This is a genomic window from Flavobacterium litorale (assembly GCF_019613795.1).
GTDB classification, from domain to species: Bacteria; Bacteroidota; Bacteroidia; order Flavobacteriales; family Flavobacteriaceae; genus Flavobacterium; species Flavobacterium litorale.
Map to the genome: position 1 here is coordinate 723564 of NZ_CP080429.1, position 12464 is coordinate 736027.

12 protein-coding genes are annotated in these 12464 nt (G+C 41.3%); 4 read left to right on the forward strand and 8 right to left on the reverse strand.

What is annotated here, in order from left to right:
- Positions 1-38: 38 nt before the first annotated feature.
- The 3 genes from uvrC (at position 39) to K1I41_RS03160 (ending at position 4676) form a co-directional block, all read left to right on the forward strand.
- Positions 39-1835: an excinuclease ABC subunit UvrC gene (gene uvrC, locus K1I41_RS03150; protein ID WP_220641233.1), complete on the forward strand. Its 1797-nt coding sequence runs from the start codon at positions 39-41 to the stop codon at positions 1833-1835.
- Positions 1835-4039, forward strand: coding sequence for a patatin-like phospholipase family protein (locus tag K1I41_RS03155; RefSeq protein WP_220641234.1), 2205 nt, complete (start codon positions 1835-1837; stop codon positions 4037-4039). The genes uvrC and K1I41_RS03155 overlap by 1 nt, the downstream gene beginning before the upstream one ends.
- Before the next feature lie 73 nt (positions 4040-4112).
- Positions 4113-4676 (forward strand): 5-formyltetrahydrofolate cyclo-ligase, encoded by a 564-nt coding sequence (locus K1I41_RS03160; protein WP_220641235.1) that lies wholly within the window; start codon positions 4113-4115, stop codon positions 4674-4676.
- 310 nt (positions 4677-4986) lie between these two features.
- Here the strand turns inward: K1I41_RS03160 and K1I41_RS03165 are convergent, their stop codons facing one another.
- The 5 genes from K1I41_RS03165 to K1I41_RS03185 all read right to left on the reverse strand — a co-directional run bounded on the left by K1I41_RS03165 (position 4987) and on the right by K1I41_RS03185 (position 8750).
- On the reverse strand, positions 4987-5679 hold the full coding sequence (locus K1I41_RS03165; protein WP_220641236.1) for an SDR family NAD(P)-dependent oxidoreductase: 693 nt from the start codon (positions 5677-5679) through the stop codon (positions 4987-4989).
- Between the two features lie 113 nt (positions 5680-5792).
- A complete protein-coding gene (locus K1I41_RS03170) occupies positions 5793-6629 on the reverse strand; it encodes a DUF6671 family protein (RefSeq protein WP_220641237.1) in 837 nt (278 codons plus the stop codon).
- 6 nt (positions 6630-6635) lie between these two features.
- A complete protein-coding gene (locus K1I41_RS03175; RefSeq protein WP_220641238.1) occupies positions 6636-6920 on the reverse strand; it encodes a hypothetical protein in 285 nt (94 codons plus the stop codon).
- 20 nt (positions 6921-6940) lie between these two features.
- Positions 6941-7246 (reverse strand): hypothetical protein, encoded by a 306-nt coding sequence (locus tag K1I41_RS03180; RefSeq protein ID WP_220641239.1) that lies wholly within the window; start codon positions 7244-7246, stop codon positions 6941-6943.
- A gap of 13 nt (positions 7247-7259) precedes the next feature.
- Entirely contained in the window at positions 7260-8750 is a 1491-nt protein-coding gene (locus K1I41_RS03185) for an NADP-dependent isocitrate dehydrogenase (protein ID WP_255566962.1), read from the reverse strand.
- Between the two features lie 43 nt (positions 8751-8793).
- Between K1I41_RS03185 and K1I41_RS03190 the strand changes: the two genes are divergently transcribed.
- Positions 8794-9711, forward strand: coding sequence for a LysR family transcriptional regulator (locus K1I41_RS03190; RefSeq protein WP_220641240.1), 918 nt, complete (start codon positions 8794-8796; stop codon positions 9709-9711).
- A gap of 2 nt (positions 9712-9713) precedes the next feature.
- Here the strand turns inward: K1I41_RS03190 and K1I41_RS03195 are convergent, their stop codons facing one another.
- From K1I41_RS03195 to K1I41_RS03205, 3 genes are all read right to left on the reverse strand, one after another.
- The gene (locus tag K1I41_RS03195; protein WP_220641241.1) at positions 9714-10022 is read right to left on the reverse strand and encodes a TIGR03643 family protein; all 309 of its coding nucleotides are present in this window, start codon (positions 10020-10022) and stop codon (positions 9714-9716) included.
- Positions 10007-11299 (reverse strand): DASH family cryptochrome, encoded by a 1293-nt coding sequence (locus K1I41_RS03200; protein WP_220641242.1) that lies wholly within the window; start codon positions 11297-11299, stop codon positions 10007-10009. The genes K1I41_RS03195 and K1I41_RS03200 overlap by 16 nt, the downstream gene beginning before the upstream one ends.
- A gap of 544 nt (positions 11300-11843) precedes the next feature.
- On the reverse strand, positions 11844-12437 hold the full coding sequence (locus K1I41_RS03205) for a hypothetical protein (protein ID WP_220641243.1): 594 nt from the start codon (positions 12435-12437) through the stop codon (positions 11844-11846).
- Between the last annotated feature and the right edge of the window lie 27 nt (positions 12438-12464).

The window sequence follows — 12464 nt, forward strand, 5'->3', positions numbered from 1 at the left end:
TACGCTGAAAACTCAAAACTAAATACTAACTTTGTAGTATGCCAACGCAGTTAGAACTCCAAATACAAACCATGCCCGATAGCCCGGGGGTATATCAATATTTTGATAAAGACGATAACCTCCTTTATGTAGGTAAAGCCAAAAACCTCAAAAAGCGGGTAATGTCCTATTTTAATAAAACCAGCGATTCGGGGCGTATTCGCATTATGGTACGTAAAATAGTTCGGGTAAAGCACATAGTAGTCCCTACCGAAAGCGAGGCATTAATACTGGAAAACAATCTGATAAAAAGCCTAAAACCCCGCTATAACATTCTGTTACGGGACGATAAAAGCTACCCTTGGATTTGCATAAAAAAAGAACGCTTTTCGCGCGTGTTTGCTACCCGTAACGTAATTAAAGACGGTTCGGAGTATTTCGGCCCCTACACCTCCTTTAAAACCGTACAAACACTATTGGGGCTTATTCGGGAGCTGTACCCACTCCGTACGTGTAATTACGACCTCAGTGAAAGCAACATACAATCGGGCAAGTACAAAGTATGCTTGGAGTACCATATTGGCAACTGTAAAGGACCCTGCGAAGGCTACGAGCGTTTAGAAGACTACCAAGACTGCGTTAACGATATTAGAGATATACTACGCGGTAATTTTAAACAAAGCCTAAAATCGTTCCGAACCAAAATGCAAGAACTGGCTGCCGAAATGAAGTTTGAGGAAGCACAGGAAATTAAAGAGAAAATAGAGGCGTTAGAAAATTACCAAGCCCGCAGTACCGTATTCAATCCGCGCATTAACAACCTCGATGTATTTAGCATTGTAAGCGACGAGAGTATGGCGTACGTTAACTACATACAAGTAGCGCATGGGGCAATAGTACGCTCGCACACTATGGAAATTAAAAAGAAACTGGACGAACCCGACGAGGATTTACTCCAAATTGCTGCCGTAGAGCTACGCGAACGTTTTGAGTTACGCTCCAAAGAAGTACTCGCACCTTTTGCCATTAATTTAGGCGAAAACGTAAAAGTTACCGTACCTAAAGTAGGCGATAAAAAACAAATACTGGACCTTAGTAACCGTAATGCACGCTTTCACAGAATGGATCAGTTAAAGCAAATTAAAATTGTAGACCCCGATAGGCACACCAACCGCATTATGGCACAAATGAAAAAAGATTTGCGCCTACCTACCGAACCGCGACACATTGAATGTTTTGATAACAGTAACATACAAGGTACCAACCCCGTAGCCGCCTGCGTAGTATTTAAAGATGGTAAACCCAGTAAAAAAGATTACCGCCACTTTAATATTAAAACAGTAGAAGGACCCGACGATTTTGCGAGTATGGAAGAGGTAGTACACCGCCGTTACCGCAGGCTATTGGAAGAAGACCAACCCTTACCCCAACTCATTATTATAGATGGCGGTAAGGGGCAATTATCATCCGCGTTAAAAAGTTTAGATGCATTGGGGCTGCGTGGTAAAATCACTATCTTAGGCATCGCAAAACGGTTAGAAGAAATTTATTATCCTGGCGACTCCGTACCTTTGTATTTAGACAAGAAATCAGAAACGCTAAAAATAATACAACACCTCCGTAACGAGGCACACCGCTTTGGTATAACCCACCATCGCGACAGGCGTAGTAAAAGTGCATTACAAACATCGGTAGAGAGCATACCGGGCATAGGCGAAAAAACAATGGTAACATTATTAAAATATTTTAAGTCGGTTAAACGTTTAAAGGAAGCTACCGAACCTGATATTGCCAAAGTAATAGGTCCTGCCAAAGCAAAAAAAATTGCCGAATTTTACCAAATAAAGCCCAACTGATGAAAAAAATTGTACTCCTGTTACTTTGCTCGCTACTATTTGGTACGGTTACCGCACAGGAGGACACAATTGCCACCACCAAACCCAAAATAGGCTTAGTACTAAGCGGAGGCGGTGCCAAAGGGCTCGCCCACATCGGGGTACTAAAGGTGTTGGAAAAAGCAGGTATCAAAATCGATTATATTGGCGGTACAAGTATGGGTGCCATAGTAGGTGGGCTGTACGCAGCAGGCTACTCGGCAAACGAACTCGATTCTATTTTTAGAAGCCTCGATTCTGATGCGTTAATACAAGACTATTCGCCCAGAGATTCCAAAAGCTTTTTCGAAAAACGTAATGACGAGCTATATGCCCTAACCCTACCCTTTAAAAACTTTAAAGTAGGTTTCCCCGCAGGCTTCTCCAAAGGATTATACAATTACACTACCGTAAACCGCCTTACCAACAATGTACGACACATACGCAATTTTAACAAACTCCCTATACCCTTTGTATGTATTGCCACCGATATAGAAACAGGCGAAGAAGTTGTACTACGCGAAGGTATACTGCCCGATGCCATACTTGCCAGTGGAGCATTCCCATCGTTATACTACCCCGTAGAGATTGATGGTAGGTTGCTGATAGACGGTGGAGTAACCAACAACTATCCCGTCGAGGAAGTACGAAAAATGGGCGCCGATATTATTATTGGTGTAGATGTGCAAGACGGGCTAAAAGACCGTACCCAAATTAAAGGCGCTACAGGCATACTGGTACAAATAAACAACTACCAGATGATTAAAAAAATGAAGGCTAAGCGCAAAGCTACCGACATTTATATAAAACCTGATATTTCCGATTATAACGTAGTATCGTTTGATGAAGGTCCTGCCATTATAGACGAGGGCGAAAAATCGGCAAACATTATCCTCGAAAAATTAAAAAAACTAGGCAAAGGCAGCCCCCTTGTAAAACCACCCCTAGCCATAAGCGACTCTATTAATGTAGAGGCGATAGAGATAGAAGGGCTTAAAAACTACGGGCGTGCCTACGTTATTGGTAAGCTCAACTTTAAACCTGGCTCAAAAGTTTCGTATAAAAAATTCAATCACGGTATAAGCAACCTCAACTCCACCCAAAACTTTAGGGCAATATCCTATTGTTTTGACGAAGGCGATGAGGGCGATATACTAAAACTTAAAGTAGCCGAAAACCCCGTAAACAGCTACCTAAAACTAGGGCTGCATTACGATGGGTTGTACAAAAGTGCCGTACTGGTTAACCTTACCCACAAAAATCTGTTTAGGCGAGGCGATGTAATAGCTGCCGATGTAATACTGGGCGATAATTTTAGGTACATGTTTAACTACTACATGGATAATGGTTTTTATACCAGCTACGGAATACGCTCTACCTTTAATAGTTTTAACCGCAATTTGCCTGCTAGTATTACAGGCGACGACGACCTTTTTGATGCCGTAAATATTGATTATACCGATTTTACCAACCAACTATACATACAAACCATATTTGCCCAAAAATTTTTAGTAGGCGGAGGCGTAGAGCACAAGCACCTAAAAATAGAATCGGAAACGTTAAGTAACGATAGCGATAAAACGTTTGACGATAGCGATTATTACTCGGCGTACGGTTACCTAACGTTTGATTCGTACGATAACCGCTACTTCCCTACAAAGGGATGGTATTTTTCGGGCGAAGCCAAATCGTTTTTATACTCTACCGATTATACGGATGAGTTTAACCGTTTTAGCATCTTTAAAGTCGAAATGGGTACGGCAAAAAGGCTACACCACAAAGTTACGTTAGAGCTGCAAGCCGAAGGCGGTTTTACCGTAAATGGCGATAATAGCGTTACCTTTTTCGATTTTGTATTAGGAGGCTACGGCTACCACACCATTAACAACTTTAGGCATTTTTATGGGTACGATTTTTTAAGCATTTCGGGCAATAGCTACCTAAAAGGGCGTGCCACTTTAGACTGGGAGCTGTTTAGGAAAAACCACCTGAGCCTATCGGCAAATTATGCCAACTTAGGCGATAACCTGTTGGACAAAGGCGAAATACTATCCATACCGCAATATACAGGCTATGCCCTAGGTTATGGCTTAGAAACCATGATAGGACCCGTGGAGTTAAAACACAGTTGGTCGCCCGAAACCAACAAGCACTTTACATGGGTTAGCGTAGGGTTTTGGTTTTAAGCCATCCGCGAAAATCGGCATAATCAGTGTAATTCGTGTTCCAAAAAATGCATTATCATTTATCTTTGCCTTCATGACAAAAAACGAAATCCGTAGCAAATACCGCGCACTCCGTAAGGAAATGCCACCCGAAGCAGTAGAAGCGCAAAGCCTTGCCATTGCCAACCAACTGTTACAACTACCCGTTTGGGATAAAACCTACTACCACTTGTTTTTAACCATAGAAGAACAAAAAGAGGTACAAACCGAATTTGTATTGCACCTGCTGGCAGGTAAGGATAAAGAGGTGGTTATAGCTACATCGGATTTTGAAACGCATACCATGCAGCACTACTTGCTTACAGACAATACCAAACTTGTAAAAAACAAGTACGGCATACCCGAACCCGTAGCGGGGCTAGAAGTACCCATCACTAAAATAGATGTTGTTTTTGTACCGCTTTTGGGTTTTGATGCAAATGGAAACCGCATAGGGTATGGCAAGGGTTTTTACGACCGTTTTTTAGCCGAATGCCGACCCGATACTGTAAAAATTGGGTTGAGTTTTTTTGAAGCAGAAACTACACCACTACCCCACAGCCCTACCGATATTGGTTTGGATTATTGCGTAACACCCCAAAAAACATACACTTTTTAGTAGCTAATATTTAACTTAATAAGTGCATATAATAATTAGTACCTCTGCTAAATGACAGAAAAGGAGCATAGAAAAACCGGAAATTTGTGACGATTTTTTCCTACAAATGAGGCTTTTAAATATTAAATTGGGTTAATTTTTTACGATAATCTATAAAAATTAACACTTAATCGAATAGTAAATTTTAGACGGTAGATAATTCGTATTTTAGCTTACGAACTCCAAAAGATAGATAATCTAGTCAACAGACAATTATTTACCTCCCCCGTAAATAATTTACATTTGCTATTTAAAGGCTGTTATAGTAACACTATAGCAGCCTTAATTTATTCATACCCCCATCTACGGCAAGCACTTGCCCAGTTACCCAGCTCGCATTTTCGCCCAGTAAAAAAGTAATGGCTTGCGCCAAATCGTTAGGTGTACCTATTTTTTTAAGCGGATTGCGGTTTTTGGCAGCTTCTGCCTTATCTTCCGAGCCTAATAAACGTTCGGCAAGTGGCGTATCGGTTAACGATGGTGCTACGCAGTTTACCCTTACTTTTGGGGCAAGTTCTGCTGCTAACGAGCGGGTTAAGCCCTCTACGGCACCTTTTGCCATAGCTACCGAGGCATGAAAAGGCATACCCGTAGTTACTGCCACCGTACTAATAAACACTACCGATGCTATACTGCTTTTTTTAAGGTTGCGCACATACGCTTGAGTAAAAGCTGCTGCGCCTAGCGCACTCACGGTATAATCGGTAGTAAAATCTTCTTCGGTTATACGATGAAAGGGTTTTAGGTTGATGGTGCCTGGGAAGTACACCAACCCATCTATCGCCCCCTCAACCGCAGGGAAAGCATCAAAACTGTACGACGGTACGGTGTGCCACTCGGCATAATTATCGTGTTGTGTTTCTTTTGTAGATATTCCGATAACTTTATGCCCTTGCTCTGATAGTAACGCTGCGGCTTGCACTGCCATTGCCGACGATGCTCCTGCAAATATGTATGTAGCCATAATTTGGTATGATTTATAGTACAAATTTACCGAATTACTAACGGGCTGCACCTTAAACAAGTACTAAACTATTCTAAACAAAAAATAGGGTGTAAGGGTATAATAACGGGTTGTTAGGGGTTGCAGTAATCGCAATACTGCGGGTCTTCGGTAGTTTTGCCTGTAGGGTATTTTTTAGTACTGGTATAGTTGCATTTGGTACATGTACTTACGTGATGCAGTACCGATTTTGTGGGCAGGCTACAGTAACTACAGGGCAATCCGCCCTCGGTAGCTGTAACACCAAACCCAGGAGTATCGCATGCTGGGCAACATACTAATGCTTTTGAGGCAAGTTTGTTTGCTGCAGCTTGTATTACCTGCATGCGGGTAGGGTTGTACATGGCGCGCATATCGGTTTCGGCATAAGCAGTACCGTATTTTTTTAATAAGGCGGTAAAAAAATTTTCTAGTTCGGTATAGCGTGTAATACCTTTGTGTATGGCACGGTTGCTCTCTCGAGAATCGCGAAGTACAATGGCATGCTCAGGGAAGTTTACGCGCTTAGCAAATGCGTACAAATCTGCCATGGTACGCACCTCTTCGCCATTAAAATTAGTGGTAATGCTTAACTCGCGTACTACAATTTCTACATCGTTTTTTTTATCTACCAGTACAAGTAACTCCTCGTTAGCAGGTAAAAACGGTATGTTGGGGTGCGCTCCAAACGAGCCTTCGCTGGCTACCGCAAGGTCGCAGTTGGATAGTTCCATAGCAGCATGGCATTTTTGGCGCGCGGCTTCTAGCGGGGTTAGGGTGCGCGGTATTTCGCCTGTAAAGGTGCCTAGTGTATTGGTATCTAAGCCATAGGGGGTAAAACAGTGTACCCCCAATACTGTTTCCAGTATGGGGGCTATAACACTTTCTTTTTTGTGCATGGTTGCTATGGCAAGTGGTCTACCCTCAAACATAAACCGTTACTCATCATCTACAACGCTAACGTGTATATCGCAGCTTATTTTAATACGCTTACCGCTTTCATTAGCTTTTTGTGCAATGCGTTGCATACGCGCTTTTTCTAGGGTAAGTTCAGTAACACGCTCTGCTGCATGCCCGTCATCATCACGATTTCTAATTTCGTTACTAAAAGCATCCAATCCGTGAAAATTAATTTTGTGGTTAATTAAACCAAGTATTACTTGGCTGGCATCCGTCGGATTAAAAGTACCATCTATTAGCTTTAATATTTCTGTATCGTTCATTATAATAGGGGTTTTATTTTTCATATTGTGTTACTGCGTATTAAAGTATCAAAAGAGTGGTTGGCATGTATAATGGGTACAGAGTATATGGGTACGTGCTCGCCATAGGCTTCGGCTACCAGCTCTTCTATTTCGTAAAAGAGTGCCATTTTGGTTTGTGCCGTTATTACATCGTTTACACGTTCGGTAATTTTGCCATCTATAAGGGTGTACGAAACGTTATCCTTATCTATGGAGGCATTGGCTATTAGCCCTTTAATTAGCAGTAAATCGGCCAATTCTTTTGGTTCAATACCCTTCTCTAAATATATTGTTATACATACCATGCTCTCTTTATTTTTACTGTCCTTGTCCTAACGAAAAGGCTGGTTTACCATCAAATTCGTATAAGTTTTCTGTTTTAATTACATCAATATTGTTATCTATAGCACCGCCTAGCAGGTTTACTATATCTTTTTTATCTATCGATTTTCCTTCTTGTGGCATAAAGCGGCAACGCCAATGGTCAGTACAAAACGTTTCTTTAAAACCGTTTGGCCATACTTTTATACCGCGGTTGGTTATCATGTTTAATCCTGCCTCGTCGGCATTAATTTTTTCTAGTAAGGCTGCTAGTTCGTTTGGCTCGCTACCCGTCCAGTTTACAAATACATCAATACCTACTAGTTTTTTGTCTGCCTGTGGCTTACGTACGTATTTAGGTAACTGTAGTACTTTTTCTTTATCGTAGGCTGCCTCTTTAAATTGTTGTGGTTTTTTACCTAGGTTGGCAACTACCGCTTCGGCAAACTCTTTTGTGCCTAGTAACTCGGTGCTAGTGCCCTCTTTATAAATATCAAAAGTGTGCTTACCTTCCTCTATGGTGCGTAACCATGCGTTTTGTATTTTCTCTGCCACTTCGGTTTGCCCAATGTGGTTTAGCATCATTACCGCACCTTGTAGTAAGCCCGACGGGTTGGCTTTGTTTTGCCCGCTAATAAGAGGTGCCGAACCGTGAATGGCTTCGAACATAGCACACTCCTCGCCAATGTTAGATGAACCTGCTAATCCTACCGAGCCTGCAATTTGTGCCGCAACATCACTCTGGATATCGCCGTAAAGGTTGGGCATTACAATTACATCAAACTCCTCTGGCGAGTCCGCCATTTTTGCAGCACCTATATCAATAATCCAGTGTTCATTTTCTATCTCTGGGTACTCTGCAGCTATTTCGTCAAATACTTTATGGAACAATCCGTCCGTCTGCTTCATAATATTATCCTTCGTAAAACACGTTACTTTTTTACGTCCGTAGTGGCGTGCATACTCAAAGGCATACCGTACAATTTTCTCACAACCTGGGCGGCTAATTAGCTTTAGGCACTGCATAACCTCATCGGTTTGCTGGTGCTCTATCCCTGCATATAAATCCTCTTCATTCTCACGTACAATAACCATATCCATTTTAGGATGTTTTGTAGCAACATACGGGTGCATACTTACGCACGGACGTACATTGGCATACAACCCTAACGACTTACGAATACTTACGTTAAGGCTTTTGTACCCACCACCTTGTGGTGTAGTAATAGGACCTTTTAGTAATATTTTGTTACGACGCACGGTATCCCAAGCCTGGCTAGAGATACCTGAGGTGTTGCCCGATAGGTACTCTTTTTCGCCTACTGTAATTTCTTCCGTTTTAATTTGCGCTCCAGCAGCTTTAAGTACTGATAACGTTGCATCCATAATTTCAGGACCTATACCGTCGCCCTTTGCAATAGTAACTGTTGTCATTTCTATGTTGTATTTGTTGATTATTACATTGCAAATTTGCGAAAACGTATTCATATATTTTTATTTATATTTGCAATGATATACATAAAAACTATTTATGAACTACACGCTGCACCAACTTCAAGTATTTTTAAAGGTTACCCAAACCAAAAGCATTACCAAAGCTGCCGAAGAGCTGTATTTAACCCAACCTGCGGTATCCATACAATTGCGTAACCTGCAAGACCAATTTGATATTCCGCTTACCGAAGTAGTAGGTAGGCAATTGTACGTAACTGATTTTGGTAAGGAGATTGCCGAAGCTGCCGAGGCAATATTAAACGAGGTACAGGCTATTAACCATAAAACCTTAGCCTACAAGGGGCAACTTAGCGGTAGGTTAAAAATATCGTCCGTATCTACAGGAAAGTATGTAATGCCGTTTTTCCTGTCGGGATTTTTACATGAACATCCTGGTATAGAACTTTCGTTGGATGTTACGAATAAGAGTAAGGTGGTGGAGAGCTTGGCGCAGAATAAGGTGGATTTTACTTTGGTATCGGTACTGCCCGAAGGGTTGGACATTAAAAGTACACCACTAATGAAAAACAGCTTGTACCTTGTAGGGCACGATAAGCCAAAGAAGAAAAACTATACCAAGAGTTTTATGGGCGAGGTGCCGTTAATATACCGCGAAAAGGGGTCGGCAACGCGGGCTGCTATGGAAAATTTTGTAGATGGCAACCGTATTGCTGCCAGCAAACGGGTAGAGTTAACCTCTAACGAGGCAGTAAAACAAGCCGTAATAGCAGGGTTGGGTTACTCGATAATGCCTTTAATTGGGATTAAAAACGAACTATCTAACAACGATTTGCATTTGTACCCTATGAAGGGATTACCTATAGAAACGACGTGGAATTTGGTTTGGCTAAAAAGCAAACGCTTTTCGCCCGCTGCTGAGGCATACCTTGACTATATTACTAAAGAAAAAACCGATATTATGGCGCAGCACTTTAGTTGGTTTGAAAATTATTAAACCTATCTGCGTTTTGCTATTGTATTACCTGATATGGCACGTTGTCTGTTGCACTTAAAACGGTCTATACTCGCGTTACGTTTTTTGGCGTGTTTGGTTTTGCAACGCGCTACGCGGTTACGCCACAGGCGGTAACTACTAAACTTAAGCTCACGCTTCATTAACGCCTTTACCCTCTCTTCGGTAAGCCCAAACTGGTACTCAATAGCATCAAATGGGGTACGGTCCTCCCATGCCATTTCAATAATACGGTCCATATCCCTATCGGTAAGGGTAGCTTCGGTTTTGGGTACTATTACTTTTGCAGCCATAAATTTCTGTAGGTTTTTTTAGCATCGTAATCGCTAGCCTGCTTTTGGGGGTTAAAACGGCGGGCATCGCGGGGGTCGTTACCCACACCCGCTATGTATGCCCAGTTGCCCCAATTGCTCGATGCATCGTAATCTATTAACATTTCTTCAAAATACGCAGCCCCATAACGCCAATCTAATTTTAAATCGTGGCAAAAATAGCTCGCAACATTTTGCCTGCCCCTATTGCTCATAAAACCCGTAAGTTTTAGTTCCAGCATGTTGGCATCTATAAAGTCCTGCCCCGTTTTGCCGTCTATCCAGCTTTGTAGCACCTTGGGGTTGGGTGTATCCCATTTTACAGTGGTATTTTTTATACCACTAGGTAAAAACAGGCGGTTACGGTGCTTTTTCATCATAAACCTAAAATAATCGCGCCATAGTAGCTCAAAAATCATCCAATAGGTACTTTTATTAGCTCCGTTTTCTGCTTCATATTTTTTTACTTCGTGATATACCTGCCGCGCCGATAAGCAGCCCATTGCCAACCATGCCGAGAATTTAGAGGAGTAATCGCTACCCACCAAACCGTTACGGGTTTCCTTGTAAGTGGCTATAGCCTCCGTACCAAAAATATAATGGTTTAGGCGTTGTAGCCCCTCGGTTTCGCCACCTTTAAATGGCATTACGCCTCTGCTATCGGGCGTAAGGGGTGTTAATCCCAAATCGGGCAACGTGGGCAGTTTGGTTTCCGAAATTATAGGCGATGCTATGGTTTCGGGCTTATCAAATACAGGGCGGATGCCTGCTTCTTTTTCTATTTTTTTTCGGAAGGTGGTAAACACATCGGGGATGCCGCGTAAGGGGAAAGGTAAATCCTCGGCGTGGTACAGTGTGCTGGTACTAAAGGTTTCTACCACACAGCCTTGTTTCCAAAGGGCTGCTGCTACGCGTTCCTCCTGCTTTTTCTCGTCGGTAGTTACCTCTTTTTTGGCGTATACTTTTTTGGCATTGTACAGGCGTGCTATACGCGGAAGTTCTTCTTCGGGGATGCCACGCACTACTACCAACCCCGATTTTAACGCACGAAGTTGCGCATCGAGATCGGCTAACGATTCGAGCAAAAATTGCGCTCTAAAGCTGCCTGTTTTTTTAAAGCCAAATTCTGTTTCGCCAAACTGTGCATCGTCTATACAATATACGGGTACTATATTGTTACTTTGCTGTATGGCTTTTACTAATGCTTCGTTATCGTGCAGCCTCAAATCTGTTTTAAACCAAACAATAGATGTAGGCATAGTAAGTGGTTGTATTATTATTTATAAACAATCTAAATAAAATTGTCTCACAAATATAGTGTAATACAACTATAAATAATAGCCGTTTTAAATATTTTAGTATGTGTTTAAGGGTTGTGTAAGCTGTTTTTATGCCCTCCTGCAAGATTTTAAAAATCTTGTAGGTATTTTAAATTTGCGTTATTTACGATAACGATTTATACCTACAAGGTTTTAAAAACCTTGCAGGATAGCACAATGTTGAGATGTAATATAATACAGCAAATTAATAATGTATTTTTTTGCTCGCACTACGGTTAACATCTATAACATAAAAAAGTGCCTGTATATTGTTAAGGTGCAATTTAAAATCGGTATGTTCGAGTCTATAGCCGCAATACACCCCTAGACTAAATTATTTGTTTACGGCAGCTTTTTCCTATTAACATCAATAATTTTTCTGTTGTCAAACATTTCTTTAAGTTTATAGTTTGTTATAGATGAGGAGTTATAAAAAAAGTTCCAGCATTTTAGGAACTTTTTTTATTGTAGGTATTTAAAGTATTTAACAACTAACAACTCTGGCACATACCCTAGCATTAGTAGCATTTCTTTTAATCCTAATATCAAGGCACTGCCCACTTCTTAAAGTTTTTCTAAGGTCTGCAGCAGCCTCTTTCGATTTGTTTTCAGCACAAGAGTCCGTGTAACATATACCGTAACTTTTCCAGCCGTCACCTGCTTTTCCGCCACACTTTTTATTGTCATCATCTTCAGGGTTGCTATAAATTACAACCCCTAATAACGGTTCGGGCTGTACAATTATCGTTTTTTCGCGTTCGTTAATAAGTATGTTTGCAGCAATTTCATCTGATATTAATTGCCCCTGCTCATTTCTGTACGAATTCAATTCGCCTTCAAAAATTTCTACTGTAATAGTACCAATTATGGAGTCTCTTTCAATTTCAGTAGTGTAATTAAATGTTGTAGGTTGTGTAAAATCAATACGCAATGCTTTAACACCTTCTACTAAAGCATTAGTAATTCCCTCATCGGTTAGTTCCGTGCTTTCTTGGGCAGACTGTTTGTTTTCATCGTCAGAACAGGATGCAAAAACAATTGCCAATACTGCAAATAAGCACATTGTAATTTTTTTCATAATAGTAACTTTTAGTAATTAATAGTG

Coding starts and splice junctions, on each gene's coding strand:
- K1I41_RS03180 (WP_220641239.1), bottom strand. CDS start 7,246: ATGGTATGTATAACAATATATTTAGAGAAGGGTATTGAACCAAAAGAA.
- K1I41_RS03155 (WP_220641234.1), top strand. CDS start 1,835: ATGAAAAAAATTGTACTCCTGTTACTTTGCTCGCTACTATTTGGTACG.
- K1I41_RS03190 (WP_220641240.1), top strand. CDS start 8,794: ATGAACTACACGCTGCACCAACTTCAAGTATTTTTAAAGGTTACCCAA.
- K1I41_RS03165 (WP_220641236.1), bottom strand. CDS start 5,679: ATGGCTACATACATATTTGCAGGAGCATCGTCGGCAATGGCAGTGCAA.
- K1I41_RS03160 (WP_220641235.1), top strand. CDS start 4,113: ATGACAAAAAACGAAATCCGTAGCAAATACCGCGCACTCCGTAAGGAA.
- K1I41_RS03175 (WP_220641238.1), bottom strand. CDS start 6,920: ATGAACGATACAGAAATATTAAAGCTAATAGATGGTACTTTTAATCCG.
- K1I41_RS03195 (WP_220641241.1), bottom strand. CDS start 10,022: ATGGCTGCAAAAGTAATAGTACCCAAAACCGAAGCTACCCTTACCGAT.
- K1I41_RS03200 (WP_220641242.1), bottom strand. CDS start 11,299: ATGCCTACATCTATTGTTTGGTTTAAAACAGATTTGAGGCTGCACGAT.
- K1I41_RS03170 (WP_220641237.1), bottom strand. CDS start 6,629: ATGTTTGAGGGTAGACCACTTGCCATAGCAACCATGCACAAAAAAGAA.
- uvrC (WP_220641233.1), top strand. CDS start 39: ATGCCAACGCAGTTAGAACTCCAAATACAAACCATGCCCGATAGCCCG.
- K1I41_RS03185 (WP_255566962.1), bottom strand. CDS start 8,750: ATGAATACGTTTTCGCAAATTTGCAATGTAATAATCAACAAATACAAC.
- K1I41_RS03205 (WP_220641243.1), bottom strand. CDS start 12,437: ATGAAAAAAATTACAATGTGCTTATTTGCAGTATTGGCAATTGTTTTT.